The organism is Marinobacter sp. H13 (assembly GCF_059072335.1).
In genome coordinates this window covers 1,991,802-2,008,827 of sequence record NZ_JCACRU010000001.1, presented here as the reverse complement: position 1 = coordinate 2,008,827, position 17,026 = coordinate 1,991,802, and the positions used below count along the sequence as shown (strand labels likewise).

General features: G+C 56.1%; 16 protein-coding genes. 10 read left to right on the top strand and 6 right to left on the bottom strand.

What is annotated here, in order from left to right:
* Nucleotides 1-63 precede the first annotated feature (63 nt).
* A complete protein-coding gene (locus AC5JQH_RS09340; protein WP_092030687.1) occupies nucleotides 64-1,944 on the top strand; it encodes a type VI secretion system family protein in 1,881 nt (626 codons plus the stop codon).
* 17 nt (nucleotides 1,945-1,961) lie between these two features.
* On the top strand, nucleotides 1,962-2,585 hold the full coding sequence (locus AC5JQH_RS09335) for a DUF2931 family protein (protein WP_092030689.1): 624 nt from the start codon (nucleotides 1,962-1,964) through the stop codon (nucleotides 2,583-2,585).
* A gap of 166 nt (nucleotides 2,586-2,751) precedes the next feature.
* Here the strand turns inward: AC5JQH_RS09335 and AC5JQH_RS09330 are convergent, their stop codons facing one another.
* Genes AC5JQH_RS09330 through AC5JQH_RS09315 form a run of 4 tightly spaced genes read right to left on the bottom strand, consistent with a single transcriptional unit; the run spans nucleotide 2,752 to nucleotide 4,445 of the window.
* Nucleotides 2,752-3,207, bottom strand: coding sequence for a DMT family transporter (locus AC5JQH_RS09330; protein ID WP_068440519.1), 456 nt, complete (start codon nucleotides 3,205-3,207; stop codon nucleotides 2,752-2,754).
* Nucleotides 3,204-3,440, bottom strand: coding sequence for a tautomerase family protein (locus AC5JQH_RS09325; protein ID WP_068440516.1), 237 nt, complete (start codon nucleotides 3,438-3,440; stop codon nucleotides 3,204-3,206). Before AC5JQH_RS09325 ends, AC5JQH_RS09330 begins: the two co-directional genes overlap by 4 nt.
* Nucleotides 3,427-3,819 (bottom strand): nuclear transport factor 2 family protein, encoded by a 393-nt coding sequence (locus AC5JQH_RS09320; RefSeq protein WP_068440513.1) that lies wholly within the window; start codon nucleotides 3,817-3,819, stop codon nucleotides 3,427-3,429. Before AC5JQH_RS09320 ends, AC5JQH_RS09325 begins: the two co-directional genes overlap by 14 nt.
* Nucleotides 3,816-4,445 (bottom strand): glutathione binding-like protein, encoded by a 630-nt coding sequence (locus tag AC5JQH_RS09315; RefSeq protein ID WP_068440509.1) that lies wholly within the window; start codon nucleotides 4,443-4,445, stop codon nucleotides 3,816-3,818. Before AC5JQH_RS09315 ends, AC5JQH_RS09320 begins: the two co-directional genes overlap by 4 nt.
* 124 nt (nucleotides 4,446-4,569) lie before the next feature.
* On the opposite strand from AC5JQH_RS09315, the gene AC5JQH_RS09310 reads away from it, so the two are divergent.
* Nucleotides 4,570-4,932: a winged helix-turn-helix transcriptional regulator gene (locus AC5JQH_RS09310; RefSeq protein ID WP_194856958.1), complete on the top strand. Its 363-nt coding sequence runs from the start codon at nucleotides 4,570-4,572 to the stop codon at nucleotides 4,930-4,932.
* A 194-nt stretch (nucleotides 4,933-5,126) separates the two neighbouring features.
* Nucleotides 5,127-5,459, top strand: coding sequence for a putative quinol monooxygenase (locus tag AC5JQH_RS09305; RefSeq protein WP_092030690.1), 333 nt, complete (start codon nucleotides 5,127-5,129; stop codon nucleotides 5,457-5,459).
* 57 nt (nucleotides 5,460-5,516) lie between these two features.
* On the opposite strand, the gene AC5JQH_RS09300 is transcribed toward AC5JQH_RS09305, so the two are convergent.
* Nucleotides 5,517-7,619 carry a molybdopterin-dependent oxidoreductase gene (locus tag AC5JQH_RS09300; RefSeq protein ID WP_493805510.1) on the bottom strand — a complete coding sequence of 701 codons (2,103 nt, stop codon included), beginning with the start codon at nucleotides 7,617-7,619 and terminating at the stop codon, nucleotides 5,517-5,519.
* A gap of 163 nt (nucleotides 7,620-7,782) precedes the next feature.
* Between AC5JQH_RS09300 and AC5JQH_RS09295 the strand changes: the two genes are divergently transcribed.
* Complete coding sequence (locus AC5JQH_RS09295) at nucleotides 7,783-8,556, top strand: CLCA_X family protein (RefSeq protein ID WP_092030693.1); 774 nt, start codon at nucleotides 7,783-7,785, stop codon at nucleotides 8,554-8,556.
* Here the strand turns inward: AC5JQH_RS09295 and AC5JQH_RS09290 are convergent.
* Complete coding sequence (locus tag AC5JQH_RS09290; RefSeq protein WP_493805509.1) at nucleotides 8,514-10,988, bottom strand: 7TM diverse intracellular signaling domain-containing protein; 2,475 nt, start codon at nucleotides 10,986-10,988, stop codon at nucleotides 8,514-8,516. The genes AC5JQH_RS09295 and AC5JQH_RS09290 overlap by 43 nt on opposite strands.
* Nucleotides 10,989-11,228: 240 nt before the next feature.
* Between AC5JQH_RS09290 and AC5JQH_RS09285 the strand changes: the two genes are divergently transcribed.
* The 5 genes from AC5JQH_RS09285 to AC5JQH_RS09265 all read left to right on the top strand — a co-directional run bounded on the left by AC5JQH_RS09285 (nucleotide 11,229) and on the right by AC5JQH_RS09265 (nucleotide 16,890).
* Nucleotides 11,229-11,441 (top strand): hypothetical protein, encoded by a 213-nt coding sequence (locus AC5JQH_RS09285; RefSeq protein WP_053113332.1) that lies wholly within the window; start codon nucleotides 11,229-11,231, stop codon nucleotides 11,439-11,441.
* A 195-nt stretch (nucleotides 11,442-11,636) separates the two neighbouring features.
* A complete protein-coding gene (gene betI / locus AC5JQH_RS09280; RefSeq protein WP_014578776.1) occupies nucleotides 11,637-12,230 on the top strand; it encodes a transcriptional regulator BetI in 594 nt (197 codons plus the stop codon).
* 63 nt (nucleotides 12,231-12,293) lie between these two features.
* Nucleotides 12,294-13,763: a betaine-aldehyde dehydrogenase gene (gene betB, locus AC5JQH_RS09275; RefSeq protein ID WP_493791770.1), complete on the top strand. Its 1,470-nt coding sequence runs from the start codon at nucleotides 12,294-12,296 to the stop codon at nucleotides 13,761-13,763.
* 27 nt (nucleotides 13,764-13,790) lie between these two features.
* Nucleotides 13,791-15,476, top strand: coding sequence for a choline dehydrogenase (gene betA / locus AC5JQH_RS09270; RefSeq protein ID WP_008172628.1), 1,686 nt, complete (start codon nucleotides 13,791-13,793; stop codon nucleotides 15,474-15,476).
* Between the two features lie 196 nt (nucleotides 15,477-15,672).
* Nucleotides 15,673-16,890 (top strand): BCCT family transporter, encoded by a 1,218-nt coding sequence (locus AC5JQH_RS09265; RefSeq protein ID WP_491713698.1) that lies wholly within the window; start codon nucleotides 15,673-15,675, stop codon nucleotides 16,888-16,890.
* Nucleotides 16,891-17,026 lie beyond the last annotated feature (136 nt).

The window sequence follows — 17,026 nt, the reverse complement described above, 5'->3', positions numbered from 1 at the left end:
ATTTGAACCATGTTTAACCAAGGGTAGCCAGGAAGCTACTTTTTATTGAAAGGAACTCTCACTATGAGCAATCTGATTGCCGCCTGCGTCGGCGATATGCATGTTTGCCCGATCAAAGGGCACGGCTCCTCTCCCATCATGCCAAACGGCTCCAGCATCCTTGTTGAAGGCAAACCCATTGCCCGGGTTGGCGATGTCACCGGCTGCGGTGCGGTCATTACTCAAGGCTACCCATTGGCTCAGGCCGATGGCATGCCCGTGGCATACCTTGGCAGTCCCACGAGTCATGGCGGTTCCATTGTCAGTGGTAATCCCCGGGTCATTCTCGGCGTAGCGACCAACACCGCGCCAGTTGTCGACTTCGCCATGGCGGGTGCATTGGATGATAAAGGCCAGCTTACCCCTGCCGCTAAAGAGTTGCTGGATAAAGATCCGCAGGAATTTGTTCGCAAAGCTGCGCAGAAAGGCGCGTTGATTGATGAAGGCTTGCCGGACGAGTCACCGGAGGACTCGCCCGAAGAAGAGGAGCGCCCCAAAGTCCGGGTAGAGGCTGGCATCTTTTTCGATGGCACTGGCAATAACCGGGACAATACCCAGACGTATCAGCAGCAGGTGGACGAGTGTCTGACGGCCAATGCCGCTGGAGCTATCTCAGAAGAAGAATGCAGTAGTGAACTGTCGCAGATTATGGGTGGTAGCTACCTCAATGCTGAAACCAACGTGTCCAAGCTTGAGAACCTGTATCAGCGAACAGGTGGCCACGGCGAAAATGGCGAGACCATAGTCAGGATTTCAACCTACGTGCCTGGCGTCGGTACAAAGTCTGGTGATCCTGATGACGGTCCGAGCATGGGACTTGGCCTTGGTGAGCAAGGCATACTAAAAAAGATTGAGGAAGGCAGTAATGATTTCGCTTTCCGATTAAGCCGTGCCGTCACCGAACCCATCGACGAACTGGTCCTCGACGTGTTTGGTTTCAGCCGTGGGGCGGCAACCGCCCGGCATTTCGTCAGCCGGGAGATCCATGACACCACTGGCTCTTTATACGGCGAGTATAAAGGTAGGTTGGTCAAGGCCTTCGAGCGGGAGGGAATTCCCTGGCCGAACAAGGTTACTGTCCGTTTTCTAGGGCTATTTGATACCGTAACTGCGGTTGCAGACCTGGATAATCTCGATTTTTCTGCCCACGATGCCGATACGGGACGCATCAACGTTAACGTAAAACCGGGGCACGTCGAGCGAGCCGTGCAATTTGCTGCCCGAGATGAACGTCGACACAACTTTTCACTGAACAGCCTGCGAAACGAATCCGGAAACTTACCTGAACATTTCAGCGAATGGGTGTTGCCGGGTGTTCATTCCGATATTGGTGGCGGTTACCCGGATCGTTTTCAGGAGCGTATCGAAGTTCGCCCGCCCCTCGTGGTCAAAGGAAAGGATCGCCGCAATCCCGAAGCAAGTTTTGAGTTCTCTCGCATGTTGCAAGAGCGCGCACTGATTAAAAGTGAGGGCTGGATTGGGCCACTGAATCCGCTTGCTACGCTGGAGATAGAACAGGAGCGCCAACGTGGTTTGCCTGGCGGAGATGTCACGCTTCGCCTGTGGCTGGATCGAGAAGTTCGGGGCGAATATTCCCGAATTCCGCTTTATCTGATGCACAAGTTAGCAGTGGATGCGGGGGTACCTTTTGATGAAATCGATCCGAAAGATTCTTCCTATGCTTTACCTCAAGAGCTTGTACCCGTTGCCAGGAACCTTGCCGCCCATGTGTGGTATGGCAATGAACTGCTGATCTCCCCGGAGTCCAAGGCACTATTGAAGCAACGGTATATCCACCACTCCGATCATTACCTGACAATGTACGTGAAAGGCGCATGGCCGATTTACCCGTTTCAGCCGGCCAAATATGGTCGACGTGTTATCCATCCAAACAAGACCAAGTGATTTGAAGGGGAAGCGCTATGAAAATTCAAGGCCTTGTGCTCAGTGTATGCCTACTTTTGTTGTCAGGATGCTCGGAGCAGACAGCCTCCGAAGGATCAAAGCCAGGTCCCAACTCGACTTATCGGAGTATCGGTGTTGTGGCGCCTAGGCATTACGATGTCTGGGTGGATAAGTTTTATATTGAGTCCTTGTCAGAGGATATAGGTTGGCGTCGCCCATTTGGGATTGTCTCTTGTTGCTGGAAAAGCGCTCCGCTGTCCGGCGCTGAATGGCAAACCACCCCTGAACTGTTCCTGATACGTTGGTTTTCATTCGCGGAGCAGCAGTCCTACGAGGCTGTGATCAAGCTGGATAATCCCGACGAGATTGTGGAGAAAATGAGAGAACCCGCACCGTTTGAGAGCTTTGGTGAGATTGCAGTTCGGCCTCGGGACACGCTTGTGCTGGGGCTGGCACCTGGCGGTACTGTGGTGCTCTGGATCATGAATCGTGGGGAAAATGCCATTGAGGTTGGGCGGTACCAGGCGAAACCATACGATTACCAAAAAGAAGGAGAGGACTATACTCGCCGGACTGAAACCTACCTTGAAAGAGAGGGGGACTTCCTGCAAAAAAATGGAATACGATATGATGGTTGGTGAATGAGTACTTCTGACTAATGAGCCAAGCACCACATAACAATGCCATGCACCGGATGCCAAACCCTCCGCTTCGCTGCGGTTTTGTCACCGGTGATGGCGAGCGTTAAACAGCGCATGTCTGCTCCACTGCTATCAGCTCTTTTAGCTACAGAACCCGAGCCGCCGATCATAGTATCAGCGGCTTGCGCGCCAAATAGACACCTGCAGCCATGAGCGCGATACCGAGTCCACGACTGACAGAGAGAGTTGATACTGGCGTGCCGAACCATCCAAAATGGTCGATTAGAGCAGAGGCGGCAATCTGACCGAGAAGCACGAAAAATATCGCATTGCCGATGCCAATCTTTGGTGCAATCCATGTGATGGATAGAATGTAGAAGGCGACGAAAATGCCGCCCATGAAATAATGAAGTGGCGTCGCCTCAAACAGACTAGTTTCGGGAAGCGGCCTGCTGAGGGTGAACGCCAGACTCACCATCAATGCCATGCCCAGCAGGATGCTGGAAGCTGCCACGGGATTACCCAGCCGGACGCCTAGCCCACTGTTGAGTGCCGCCATGATTGGTATCCCTATTCCGGCGACCACCATGACGACACTCATCCCGAAGGTTTCATTGCTCATTGATCTTTGTTGTTAGTATCACCGTTCGAGGTAGCCCTGTTGCGCCTGTATTCCTCTACGGGTAGACCGCCAATACCCCAGTTCTCCATTTCGACCTCATCGATAACAACCATCGTGGTTGCCGGAGATTTTTGGAGTACATCAACAAGCAGATTAGTTACTCCTTTAATCAATGCCGCTTTCTGCGATTCTGTTACCCCTTCACGGGTGACCTTGATGTTAACGTAAGGCATTGCTCTCTCCTTGTTTTTCAATGATTTGAAATATTTTGGCGATAATGTGCCAACGACCTTCGGTACGGACGAGCGACAGCATGTCAACGAAGTCGCGCTCGCCGATGGAACAACGAACACGAGCAAAAGCCGTGTTGTCTCCCGCAAATTCAATGGAATCCACGACATCTCGACGCTGCTCATTGCGCGAGGCTGGTGAGCGGCGCTGCGCAATTACCTCGCGGTACGCGGGCATGCTCCGGTAGAGCAATGGTGCCTCGTCAGCCGTGGCATATATCGCCTGCGGATGAAAAACCACATCAAACTTTTGAATGTCGCAGTAATACAGTGTGTCGAAGTACTGATCGAGCAACTCGTGAACTTCGGAAAAAGCATTCATTGAGGATCCTCCACCGGCAATAGCCCTTCAGTCTCAAGTGCCTTGACGACGCTCGGATGTGAGCGAAGTTTCTTCCAGAATGCATAAGTGGATGGCCATGGGCTTAGCGAGAAGCCGATGAACTGAGTCCAGTTGAGAATTACGAACGCATAGAAGTCGGCTACACCGAGTTGGTCCCCCAGCAGATTAGCGCGTGTATGCGACAGTCGAGCTTCAATAGGATCGATCCGTTTAGCAATTTTTGTTTCCGCCTCCTGCTGCTCTTCTGTTGTCAGCTCACCGCCAGAAAAAAAGGGGCTAAACGCCTTGTGTAACTCCGAGGACAGGAATGTGAGTAATTCCCGTAGTCGCGTGCGTTCGAAGGTGCCTTCCTGCGGTGCCAGGCCTTTTTCTGGCATGAGGTCAGCTAGGTATTCTAGAATCGCGGGATTCTCGGTCAGTACCAGACCGGGCTCCAGTTCCAGGGCGGGCACGTAACCGTTCGGATTGATGTCGGCATAGCTCCGCCCAGTCTCCGTGACGCCTTGCGCGGTATCCGTTCGCTCGAGAGAGAAGGCAATATCCAGTTCATTGAGTACTATGTGCGAGGCCAAGGAGCAAGCGCCGGGTTTGTAGTATAGCTTCATGCGTAGTTATTCCTCATGTTTAGTGGTCGACACGCACATGATATCTAACGGGTAGTTAATTACTAGAAGTAACTGGCCATTTGCAGGTAGAATTGGGTTACCTCAAGGAAACTTGGTTACTCCTATGTCACTGAAAGTTCGTCTTAACAAAAGCCCAGCGCCACCCGAGCCTTGCATGCTTACTGAGTGCATGGCGGTGATAGCAGGTGCTTGGGCACCCAATGTAATTTGGTGCTTGCGGGTTGGACCGCGGCGGTTCAATGAGTTGAAAATTGACATTCCGCCTGTTTCAGCAAAAGTGCTCTCAACCCGCCTAGCAGAGTTGACAGAGCGCGGAGTCGTCCAGCGTCACGTCCGGGACACTTCACCGCCTTCAGTTGAGTACGAACTGACCGAGCTTGGTCAGGAACTGATCCCAGCATTGGATGAGATCGTTAAAGTTGGCCACAAACTTAAGGCAAAGGGGCACCTTCCCGTTAAAGGCTAATTAATGTACTGAAGCGTTTTCAGTCTTGACGCGAGGGGTCGGCTGGGAAAATGAGCTGTAGGCTTCATAATGAAGATGGCGTTCATTAGAGTCTAGCGCTGTTTAACAAAGCCATTAAATTCGCTCCCTACGGTCGCCGGACGCTCGTTCCTCGCGCCGTTTATGGCAGGCGTTAGCACTCAGAGAGAAAATGAATGTTTGTTGCCGTTTATGAGTTTGAAATCAAGGAAGGCACAGAGACTTCATTTCGAGAAGCCTGGCTTGAAGTGACGAAAGCGATCTATGAGCACTGTGGCAGTTTTGGTTCAAGACTCCACACTTCAGACAAGCCGAATATCCTGGTTGGTTATGCTCAGTGGCCTGATCGGGAAACGTGGCAGAAAGATCGTCACGTAATCGATGAAAAATATCATAGGGCACGTAAACAAATGCTCGACTGCCTGGTTCAATCGAAAACTGTCTATGAATTGGAAGTCAGTGACGATTACTTGCGTGCCAATCTGTCCCGTAGTCCCAACCAGGACTGACTGACAGCCTTCCCCCGTTCAGCAAGACGCGCAACCTTCTCCATGCCATATCTCACATCAGGCTGCGCGTACGGCTACCCTCGTACCGTTGAACGCCGCATTGCCCGTCAACGCGTCAATGCGCCCGGAATCGGTGACGTCGTTCATGCTCACGCCGGGTTGTCCCTCGGCGATCGACATGGCGGTGTCCGGCCGGTTATGGCCCCAGCCCTGGGGCATGCTGATCACACCCTCGAACATATCGTCGTCGATTTCTACTGGCAGGTTGATGCTTCCGGAAGCCGACGTAACCGTGGCCAGTTGTCCGTCTTCAAGCCCGATTTTGAGGGCATCTGACGCGTTCATCTGCAAAGTGCACGGGTTCTTGCCTTTTACCAGCCGGTGGGAGTTCTGGGTCCAGGTATTGTGGCTGCGGGGCAGGCGGCGGCTGACCAGCGTGAACGGATAGTCGCTGGTCTCATCTGCCTGCAACAGGCCTGAGGCATCCAGGCGTTTCAGATCCTTCAGGTATAGCTCGGGGGCAATGCGGATCTTGCCGTCCTCGGTCTGGATGCGCTGCGCCAGGCAGGGCTGCAGTGGTCCCAGATCCACACCATGGGGGTTGGCTTTCAGGGTCTCCAGGCTCATGCCCTCTTTTCCGTAGGCGCCGTGTTTCAGGCCCAGATCCAGCATGGCCTCCGGCGTTACGCCATCGTCTTCCAGGCCCGTTAACTGCAGGGCCAGATCCCGCAGAATCTCCCAGTCGTGTTTCTGGCTCGGTCCTTTCTCGAACATCGGTTCCGAGAACTTGGCGGTATTGCGAACGGCGAAAGAGTTGAAGAACACATCGAAGTGCGGCACTTCCAGCCCGGTTGTGGCCGGCAGGATGATGTCGGCATGGCGGGTGGTTTCGTTCAGGTAGATATCCACCGACACCATGAAATCCAGGGCATCGAAGGCGTCTTCCAGTCGGGCTCCGCCGGGCGCCGAAAGCACTGGATTGCCGGCGATGGTGATCATCGCGCGGATCTGGCCCTCGCCCGGGGTCAGGATCTCATCGGCCAGGGTAGCCACGGGGAATTCGTTGTTGAAGTAGGGCAGTTTTCGCACCCGGGACTCGTAACGGCCATAGGAACTCGGCTTGCCCTTTTTGTCCCTGACAAGATCAAAGGCCGGCTGGGGGAACATGGCGCCACCGCGGCTATCGAAGTTGCCGGTGAGAATGTTCAATACATTGTTGAGCCACTGGCAGAGGCCGCCGAACGACTGCGTCGAGGCGCCCATGCGGCTGTAGCAAACGGCGCTCTTCGCAGCTGCCATCTCCCGGGCCAGCTCGCGGATGGCCTCCGCGGTCATACCACAGGCTGCCGCCACGTTTTCCGGGCTATAGGGTTTTACGGCCTCGGCCAGTTGCTCCAGCCCGTCGATCCGGTCTTCCAGATGACCAAGGGTAACCAATTGTTCCTCAAACAGGGTGTGAACCATGGCCAGCATGAACAGGGCATCGGTTTCCGGGCGGATAAACAGGTGCTGGTCGGCCTTTCTCGCAGTCTCGGTGCGCCGTGGATCAACCACCACCACCTTGCCGCCACGTTGCTGGATGGCCTTCAGGCGTTTGCCGACGCCGGGGGCGGTCATCAGGCTGCCGTTGGAAACAATCGGGTTGGCACCAATGATCAGCATGAAATCCGTATGGTCGATGTCCGGCACCGGAATCAGCATGCCGGCACCCAGCATGTAATTGGAGGCCACGTGGTGTGGTAACTGGTCCGCCGATGCGGAGCTGTAGCGGTTATTGGTGCCCAGCGCCTTGAAGAACCGCGGCAGCATGATGGCGTTGCCGAAGTTATGGGCGTTTGGATTACCCAGATAAACCCCGACCGCATCCTGCCCGTGTTCCTGCTGGATGCCGCGAAACCGCGAGGCGATTTCCTCGAAGGCAGCTTCCCAGCTGATCTCCTGCCAGCCGTCCGCGGTGCGCTTCATAGGTGCTTTCAGGCGGTCCTTGTCATTGTAGAAATCCTGCAGTGCAACGGCTTTCGGGCAGATATGGCCGTGGCTGAACGGGTCGTTGCTGTCGCCCTTGATGGACAGGATCTCGCTACCCCGATGCTGGATTTCGAGGCCACACATGGCTTCACAGATGTTACAGGTGCGGTAATGGGTCTGGGTGTCGGTCATGGCAAACACTGGGTCCGGATATTGTCGTTATTGGTACTGGCAGTGTGGCACAAGCCGGCGGAAAATCAGACGGTCATAATTCACATAAAACCGGTCAATCCCGCCAAATACTGTTTCTCTCGGTGCCTGAAAGACAGGCCGGAATTTCATCGTACAATAGCCCATGGCTAAAACCTTTTACCGTCGGGGCCCGGACCATCGAGCCGGAGCGCCGGTTACCTTTCTCGACGTCCGCCGTCGTTTCCAGTTCCGTTCCATCGAGCTTGGCCGCTGGGTCACCGAGCCGGAAAAACAGCGCAGTGCGTCGCTGTTCTACGATGCCCTGTGCGACCTGATGACCATTCTTGGCGGCACCGAGTCTCTGGTTTCCCTGCGTGGCACCCTGGCTCTTCAATATGGCATTGGCGGCCGACCGGGTGTGTCGGCCCACTACACGCCGGCCACGCGCAGCTTCTCACTGGCCAAAAATGCCGGGCCCGGCAGCATCGCCCACGAGTGGTTTCACGCCTTTGATCATTACATCGGCGAGAAACTTTTCGGCGAGGCCCACAGAGGCCAGTTTGCTTCGAAGCTCTGGCTTGGCCGTGACGACGCTGTGCGGCATCCGCTGAACGATCGACTGCAGGCCTGCTTCAAGGCGATTCTGCTGGACGAAAAAGGCGCAGAGCCCAGCGAGCTCTTCCGGTGCTCGGTGAGGGCGGACAAAGCGGCAGGAATTCAATATTTCAGCTTGCCTGAAGAGCTTTGCGCCCGGGCGTTTGAAGCGTTTGTGCAGGATGCAAACGTGAAGAACGCCTTTCTGGTGAGCGGAACCCGAGAATCCGAAGACGCAAAACTGGGGCTCTATCCGGTTGGCGCGCAACGGGAAAGAGTCAACCGCGCGTTTCACCGTTATTACACGTCTCTTGGCCGGGCGCTTCGCTTGGCAGAGGAGTAAACGTCTCCTCGGCCCGTGACTTGTCTTCCAACATCCAGCCAGGCTTTGAGATCTTCAAGTGAATTCGGTGGGCAGATCCAGTAGCCCTGGAGCATTTCCGCTCCGAGAGATTCAAGGAGGTGTGCCGATTTTTCGGTCTCAATGCCTTCGGCAACCACCCGATAACCCAGGCCCTGGCCCATACTGATGGCGGTTTCCACAATCATCCGGGCGCTGTCGCTGGACTCGATGTCCTGCAGCAGGGTGCGGTCCAGCTTTATTTCGCTGGCGGGCTGCTTCTTCAGGTAGGAGAGTGAGGAGTAGCCGGCGCCGAAGTCGTCAATTGAGAGCTTGAGCCCGATCGCCGTCAATTCATTCAGGGCTTTCAGGCCCCGGTGTGGATCGTCCATGGCCGCGGTTTCGGTGAGTTCGATGATGACCTGTTCCGCCTGTAGCTGATATCGCTTTATGCGGGTTTCAAACAGGCCAATCAGTTCTGGAGAACTGAGATCGCGAGCGGAGATATTCACTGAGATGGTCAGCTCCGGATCAATCTCGTGGAGTGCTTTGAGATCGTTCATAGCCTGATAGTAGAGCTCGGTCTGATTGTGGTGCAGTGCCTCCCGGAGGTCGGACATCAACGTCAGCCGGCTTTCGTCATAGATGTCATCCTTGCGGGAATACAGGCCGGTTTGATAAGGGCCATGAGGCGCCATTTCCATGCCGACATGGGCATTGCGGATCAGCAGAGCGGCTTTCTTGCCATGTTCCGGATAGCTGGCGGCACCGAACCGGGGATTGGGCTCTATGGCGATGTTATCCAGCAACACGGGTTCCGCCAGTTGTTTAAGTGCGTTATCCAGCGACTGGAAGTCGTCTGCCGTTTTACTGACGTTCACCAACAAACCAAAACTGTCGCCAGACAGCTGATATACCCGCTCATCGTTCCCACGCGCATCGACGGTTTGATGAACCATGGGCAGGCCTGAGGCCAAACGGGTCATCTGCTCTGCCATGGCCTTGAGCAAACGTTCGCTACGGTCCAGGCCCAGGGTCCGGTTGATTTCCTTGAGCTGCGTTATCCGGGTAACGCCCACCATGAAGCGCCCGTTGGGGTTTTCCCGCAATTGCTCATCCACCATCCATTCGAACCGGTTCCGGTTTGGTAGCCCGGTCACCGGATCGTGGGTCAGTGCTTCATTCAACTGGGTCTGGGCTTCGTTGCGGGCCTTCTGTTGTTTGAGGATATCGGCCTGAGCCTGGATTTTCTGTTCCCGTTCCCGGTACAGGCGGTCGGCGAGGGCAAGCGTGAGAATGAAAGCCTCGAGCCCGGAGCCGATCTGCATGGCGTACTCGGTAAAGAAATTCTCTGGCAACAGGCCCAGGGCCCGCCCCGCCGTTGCCGAGACCCCTATCGTAAGAGGTGTCCAGGCGATCGTGAAGAACACCCCGGCCCTGACACCGGCAGCCCAGGCCACAGGGCCGGCCACCAGGAGCAGCGAGAAGAATGCGAACGCGGAAACGGCCGCCACCCGGATACCGGTGTCGTAATCCAGCAGCGGCGCAGACAGGAAAAACAGCATCTCAAACAAGAGCATCGCCTGCAGGGCCCGGTACAGCCTGGGGCTGTTAGAGCGCACCTGGAGGAACTCCATGCAGAACAGTATCGAGAACATCGCCAGGAATGGCATCGACAGCAGAAGCACATGCGTGTGAAGAAACGGTGCGCCCGGGTAGATGTGCTGAAGTGTATAGCCGCGCACAGCGGCGAAGAACAGGAAGTAGCCGGAAATGGCCAGGGCGTAGAACAGGTACAGCTTTTCTCGCAGGGTCAGGAACACGGCCAGGTTGATCAGGATGATCACTGCCAGACTGCCGTAGTAGAAAAAGTGCAGTTTCTGCTCGTTGGCAGCGGCTTCGTAAAAATCATTCTGCTGCCAGATCTGCAGCGGCACCACCATCGTGCCCTGGGTGGCGACCCGGATATAAAGCGTTTTCGAGGCGTCCGGGGCTACATGGAATCGATATAGCATGTTGGGATGGTCGACATCCCTGGGGTAGAAAGAGCGGGTGTCCCCGGTGGCGAATTCTCGGAGCAGGGTGCCGCCGGAGAGCTCGTGAAACACCACGTCATCAAGCTGGGAATAGCCCAGCTCTGCAATCAGAAGCTGGTCGCGGCCGGTCTGGTTTTGCACCTCAACCCGCAGCCAGTAGGCGGAATCGGTAATCCCGAAGGTGGCCTTACCCGATGGATTGGTCTGCCAGGCGCGATCGGGAAGGGCGCGAACATCGGCCAGTTCCGCTTCGGCGCTGGCGTCTTCCCAGTACTGGAAATGGCTTTCAATCGGTTTTTCTGAGGCAAGTGTGACCGGGGCGCTATTCGCATGCGCAAACTGCGACGTGAAAGTCGCCAGACTCAGTAAAAAGATACGCAGAGCAGTGCTGAGGATCACCAACAGTAGACCCCGTTATATCGCCATCAGGCTTTTTTATTTTCCTGATCATCAGCTTAACAGCCTTTCTTCACCGGAAAAGCCGAGAACCAATATTTAATGTAGCGAAATGTCTCATATCTGCAGATTCTCCGCCTTGCCCACCCGTCCTTTTGTGCTCCCCGTAGCCCTCAAGCACCTGTCTCGATAGCGGCCCATCTGCTACGTTGAAAGGAGACATTCATTCCCAAGGAGGCCTCTATGTTCGTCGCTGAAAAAGCAACCGGGCACCTGATCGAAGTTCTGGATACACAGGCGCTGTTTGATCCCCATAGCCAGCAGGTGCGAGGCAGCCTCCATTACGGAGAGGAGGCGCAGGATCCTGAATTGTTTAAAAAAGCCGAACTCGCATTTCCCTCCGGTGAAGCGCTTCCTGTGTGCTGGACAGACCCGGATTACCGTCGCCATAGCTGATATTTGCTTGCCCTTCCTGCCGTCACAACCGCGCCATATCAGAGTGGCGCGAGGCTTCCCTGCTTTCTGATCAGGTTTGAATTCCCCGCCTCGCTTCTGTAAGATTTTTATTAATTGAACGTTCAATTAATAAAAAGCAGGGCTGATTGGTGCTGCTTTTCAACACCGGAAACAAGACGAGTAACCGAAGCCGCCATGCCAAAAGTTGGGGTCAAAGACACACGCAAGCAGCAGCTGATTGAAGCCACCATGCATTCGATTGCCGAGCTGGGCATGCAGAACACCACCATTGTGAGCATCAGCAAACGGGCGGGCATGTCCTCCGGGATTATCAGCCATTATTTCGGCGGCAAGCAGGGTCTGATTGAGGCGGCCCTGCGTTATCTGCTCGATCAACTGGGCAAGGAACTGCGGGAGCGCATGGCCAAGACCGACCGCTCCCCGGAACAGCGGCTCAATTGCATCATCGAGTCGAACTTTTCCGAGTTTCAGCGTTCTGCGCTGGCGGCCAAGACCTGGCTGAGCTTCTGGGCCCGGTCGATGCATGAGCCGGGGCTCAAGCGGCTGCAGCAGATCAACAACGCCCGGCTGTACAGCAACTTGCGATATTCCTTCGCACAGGTGCTTGAACCCGGCGCAGCGACCGAGGCCGCCCGGCAAACCGCGGCAATGATCGATGGGTTCTGGTTGCGCAGTGCCCTGAGCCTGGACCCGGCAGAGAGCTTTGAAGCCGGTGAGCGGCTCTGCAAGAAATTTGTCCACGAGACACTGGCCCAGGCAACCGCCTGAACCGAGATTGATTCGAACGGCCCACAAGGCCTGAAGACACCGAACCGAGGTTAATTACCGACTATGTCTGCATCTCTTCCTGTTGTTCAGAATTTCGTCCATGGCCGTTTCCTGGCCAACAGCACCGGCGAAACCTTCCCCGTGGTGAACCCGGCCACGGGTCAGGTTATCTACGAAGTGGAAGTGGCGGATGAATCCGTGCAGCAGGCCGCCATTGAAAGTGCCCGTGCCGGTTTTGCCGAGTGGTCTGCCATGACTGCCATTGAGCGCAGCCGGATTCTGCTTCGGGCGGTTGCGCTTCTGAGAGAGCGTAATGATGAATTGGCTGCCGCAGAGGTGCGCGATACTGGCAAGCCCTGGCAGGAAGCAGAAGCCGTGGATGTGGTCACCGGTGCCGATGCGGTTGAGTTCTTTGCCGGCCTGGCACCCTCCATCGAAGGTAACCAACAGGACCTGGGCGGTGATTTTTACTACACCCGCCGGGAGCCCCTGGGCATCTGTGCCGGCATTGGCGCCTGGAACTACCCGATCCAGATCGCCTGCTGGAAATCCGCGCCGGCCCTGGCCTGCGGCAACGCCATGATCTTCAAGCCATCCGAGGAAACCCCCATGGGTGCGGTGAAGCTGGCGGAAATCTTTACCGAAGCGGGCGTGCCGTCGGGCGTATTCAACGTGGTGCAGGGCGCCGCCGAAGTGGGCCAGTGGCTGACCCACCACCCCGAGATTGCCAAGGTCTCCTTCACGGGAGAAGTGGCCACCGGCAAGAAGGTGATGGCAGCGGCATCCTCCACCCTGAAGGACGTCACCATGGAGCTGGGCGGGAAGTCACCGCTGATCATCTTTGACGATGCGGATCTTGAGAACGCCATTTCCGCCGCCATGGTCGGCAACTTCTACACCCAGGGTGAGATCTGCACCAACGGCACCCGGGTGTTTGTTCATGAAGATCTGTACCCGCGCTTTATCGTACGTCTGCTGGAACGCACTCGCAACAATATCAAGCCCGGCGACCCGATGAATCCGGACACCAATTTCGGCGCGCTCATCTCCGCAAAACACCGGGATCTGGTGCTCGATTACATCGCCAAAGGCCTGTCCGAAGGCGCGACTCTCAGCCACGGTGGTCGGGCCTTCGAGCCGGAGGATTCCAAGGGCGGCTATTTTGTGGAACCCACCATTTTCACCGACTGCACCGATGATATGACCATCGTGAAGGAAGAGATTTTCGGGCCGGTAATGTCGGTCCTTACTTTCCGCGATGAGGACGAGGTGATTGCCCGCGCGAATAACACGGATACGGGTCTGGCCGCTGGCGTGTTCACCAACGATATCCGTCGGGCTCACCGGGTGATTCACCAGATCCAGGCCGGCATCTGCTGGATCAACAGCTACGGCGCCTCCCCGGCGGAAATGCCGGTCGGCGGCTACAAACTCTCCGGTATCGGCCGCGAGAACGGGCGCGAAACCATTGCGCACTACACCCAGATCAAGTCGGTGTATGTGGGCATGGAAGACCTCGACGCCCCGTTCTAATCCCGCACACGACACAGGAGAACGCGTATGACAGAAAATCGATACGACTACATCATTGTGGGTGCGGGTTCCGCCGGTTGTGTACTGGCCAACCGCCTGACCGAGGACGCGCGCCACCGGGTGCTGCTGCTGGAAACCGGCGGCAGCGACAAGAGCATCTTCATCCAGATGCCCACCGCCCTTTCCATTCCCATGAACACCAAGAAATACGCCTGGCAGTTCGAGACCGAGCCGGAGCCGTTCCTGGACAACCGTCGCATGCACTGCCCACGGGGCAAGGTGCTGGGGGGGTCTTCCTCCATCAATGGCATGGTCTATGTCCGTGGCCACGCCCGGGATTTTGACGAATGGGATTCCGAGGGCGCTACCGGCTGGCATTACCGCAACGTCCTGCCGTATTTCAGGAAGGCCGAAACCTGGGCCTTTGGCGGCAACGACTACCGGGGCGATAAGGGCCCGCTCGGTGTGAATAACGGCAATAACATGCAGAATCCGCTCTACAAGGCCTTTATCAGGGCGGGTTCCGATGCCGGTTACTTTGAGACCGATGATTACAACGGTACCCAGCAGGAAGGCTTCGGCGCCATGCACATGACCGTGAAGAACGGTCGTCGCTGGTCCACTGCGAACGCCTATCTGCGCCCGGCCATGGAGCGCGATAACCTGACTGTGGTCACCCATGCCCTGGTGCACAAGGTGTTGCTCGATGGCAAAACTGCCACCGGTGTCCGTTACGAGCAGGGCGGAAAGGTGCACGAGGCGAAAGCCGCCGAGGAAGTCATCCTGTCAGCGGGCTCTATCGGTTCACCCCACCTGCTTCAGCTGTCCGGAATTGGCAAGCGTGAGGTACTGGAGAAGGCTGGTATCGAGGTAAAGCACGAGCTACCCGGCGTTGGTGAGAACCTGCAGGACCACCTGGAGTTCTACTTTCAGTACCGCTGCAAACAGCCGGTGTCGCTCAACGGCAAGCTGGACTGGTGGAACAAGCTGAAGATCGGTGTTCGCTGGATTCTCCGCAAGGACGGTCTGGGCGCCACCAATCACTTCGAGTCCTGTGGCTTTATCCGGTCCAAGGCCGGCGTCGAGTGGCCCGACCTGCAATATCACTTCTTACCGGCAGCCATGCGCTACGACGGTAAAGAAGCCTTCAACGGAGACGGATTCCAGCTGCACATTGGTCACAACAAGCCGAAGAGTCGGGGCTTTGTGCATGTGCAATCGGCCGATCCAAAACAGGCACCGACCATCCGCTTCAACTATCTGCAGCACGAGGCAGACCGGGAGGGCTTCCGGGACTGTGTGCGCCTGACCCGGGAAATCATCAACCAGCCGGCCATGGACGAGTACCGCGGAGCGGAGATCCAGCCCGGTGCCGAGGTCCAGACCGACGAGGAAATTGATGCGTTTGTCCGCCAGGCCGTGGAGAGCGCCTACCACCCGTCCTGCTCCTGCAAGATGGGCACCGACGAGCTGGCGGTGGTGGACCCGGAGACGCGGGTTCACGGTATCCGGAATCTCAGGGTGGTGGATTCGTCCATCTTCCCGACCATACCCAACGGCAACCTGAACTCGCCCACCATCATGGTGGCCGAGCGGGCAGCCGATCTGATCCGGGGCAGGGAGCCCCTGCAACCTTCTGACGCGCCTGTGGTGATGGACGACCAGTGGCAGACACGTCAGCGACCGGGACAGGCAAAGCGCGCGCTTGCATAGCGCGTCGTCATCCCACCCGGGCGTGCAACGCGCCCGGGGTTTTGCAAGCCCTCAGGATTTCCCTATCAGCGCGACGGTGTTCTGCCGTTTTCGGGCGCCCGATAGGCAAGTCCTGGGTTTGTGTCCGATTCGAACCAAGTAGAGGAGGAACACCCATGCTGTTTATCAAAAAGAAAGAAAGTAACCGGAGGACGTTATGACACTCTGGTTATCCGCAGGTCTGATCTTCACCTTCGCCGCCATTGTGCTGATCCTGTACAAATGGTGGGACATCCAGTGCATCGGCGTAACGCCGGTACGAACCTTCACCTTTATCGCCATTCTGTTCACCTCCGGTCTGGATGTGGGGCTGATCATGTTCCCGCTGACCGAGTTCGGTGGCTATGGCGATCTGTCGGCAAGCCCGGAGTACGGCTTTGCCAATCCGCTGGCTATCGAATTCGGGTTCTGGGCGTTCCTGATCTGGGGCTTCTATTTCCTGACCTGTTTTTACTTCGCGATCATTGAGCCGCGGGTGCAGTTCTTTGAGATTCCGTTGGAGAAGGTCGTAAACAACGTGGTGATCATCGGCACCTGTGCGTTTACCGCCTATCTGCTGCTGGTGAATCTGCCCTGGTACCTGCCCATGCTCGGTGATGGCGAATCGGTGGTACCAGCGTTCTACTTCATTGTATTTGCCTCGATTGCGCTGGCGGTCTATTCCAGCTCCAAGATCAAATATGTGCGCATCCTCAGTCTGGGCTCGAGCCTGTTGTTTATTGCCCTGATCGTGGGCATGTGGTTCCGGGCGTTCGTTATGGGTGCGGGCTCACCGGCAGACTTCTTTGGCACCGCCGGATTGATCGGCGAGTACTTCGCCAACATCCACCAGTTTGCCCTGCCGATCAACGACTACCACGAGTTCTACCTGTTCTGGTGGTTTGCCTGGAGCATCATGATTGGCCAGTTTACCGCGCGTTTTGTGAGCGGTATCCGTACCTGGCAGCTGTTGATTGCCATGCTGGTGGTGCCGTCCATCGCCATTGGTGTCTGGTTTACCGTGCTTTACCACTACCACGCGGAAGGCCTGCAGATTGCGGCGTTCACCAATATCGCCATGATTTCGGTGGGTGTTTTGATGGTGGTGAACTCGCTGGATTCATTGATCCGGCTCTATACCGACAACCTCAATCTCACTGCCCAGCGCCTCGGGCGGGTGAACTATGTGGTGTTCAATTTCCTGGCGATGGTTGGTCTGACCATGCTGTTCCAGCTGGATTTCTTGCGGATTCAGTGGGTTGGTGCCCTGGTGATTGCGCTGTATTTTGGCTGTTTCGTCTATATCCTGGCGAACAAGCGGGCAGAAGTGGCTGCCATTAAAGTGTCACCGAAAGAGAATATTCTGGACTTTGGAAAGATTGAACTGGCTGGTTAAGACCCCATAAACGGGGTGGCGGAAAAATTCCCTTCAAAAGCCAGAGATAGGTTTTTTCTATCCCTGGCTTGGGAATTATCAATTTTATCCGCATCGCCGATATCCGTACTGTGGGCGCCACAAATTCATTAACCTA

What these genes read in the sequence shown, in the direction of transcription:
- AC5JQH_RS09295 (WP_092030693.1), top strand. Translation starts at nt 7,783, where the DNA reads ATGGCTAAAACCTTTTACCGTCGGGGCCCGGACCATCGAGCCGGAGCG.
- AC5JQH_RS09310 (WP_194856958.1), top strand. Translation starts at nt 4,570, where the DNA reads ATGTCACTGAAAGTTCGTCTTAACAAAAGCCCAGCGCCACCCGAGCCT.
- AC5JQH_RS09315 (WP_068440509.1), bottom strand. Translation starts at nt 4,445, where the DNA reads ATGAAGCTATACTACAAACCCGGCGCTTGCTCCTTGGCCTCGCACATA.
- AC5JQH_RS09320 (WP_068440513.1), bottom strand. Translation starts at nt 3,819, where the DNA reads ATGAATGCTTTTTCCGAAGTTCACGAGTTGCTCGATCAGTACTTCGAC.
- betI (WP_014578776.1), top strand. Translation starts at nt 11,637, where the DNA reads ATGCCAAAAGTTGGGGTCAAAGACACACGCAAGCAGCAGCTGATTGAA.
- AC5JQH_RS09335 (WP_092030689.1), top strand. Translation starts at nt 1,962, where the DNA reads ATGAAAATTCAAGGCCTTGTGCTCAGTGTATGCCTACTTTTGTTGTCA.
- AC5JQH_RS09330 (WP_068440519.1), bottom strand. Translation starts at nt 3,207, where the DNA reads ATGAGCAATGAAACCTTCGGGATGAGTGTCGTCATGGTGGTCGCCGGA.
- AC5JQH_RS09285 (WP_053113332.1), top strand. Translation starts at nt 11,229, where the DNA reads ATGTTCGTCGCTGAAAAAGCAACCGGGCACCTGATCGAAGTTCTGGAT.
- AC5JQH_RS09305 (WP_092030690.1), top strand. Translation starts at nt 5,127, where the DNA reads ATGTTTGTTGCCGTTTATGAGTTTGAAATCAAGGAAGGCACAGAGACT.
- betB (WP_493791770.1), top strand. Translation starts at nt 12,294, where the DNA reads ATGTCTGCATCTCTTCCTGTTGTTCAGAATTTCGTCCATGGCCGTTTC.
- AC5JQH_RS09325 (WP_068440516.1), bottom strand. Translation starts at nt 3,440, where the DNA reads ATGCCTTACGTTAACATCAAGGTCACCCGTGAAGGGGTAACAGAATCG.
- betA (WP_008172628.1), top strand. Translation starts at nt 13,791, where the DNA reads ATGACAGAAAATCGATACGACTACATCATTGTGGGTGCGGGTTCCGCC.
- AC5JQH_RS09265 (WP_491713698.1), top strand. Translation starts at nt 15,673, where the DNA reads ATGACACTCTGGTTATCCGCAGGTCTGATCTTCACCTTCGCCGCCATT.
- AC5JQH_RS09300 (WP_493805510.1), bottom strand. Translation starts at nt 7,619, where the DNA reads ATGACCGACACCCAGACCCATTACCGCACCTGTAACATCTGTGAAGCC.
- AC5JQH_RS09340 (WP_092030687.1), top strand. Translation starts at nt 64, where the DNA reads ATGAGCAATCTGATTGCCGCCTGCGTCGGCGATATGCATGTTTGCCCG.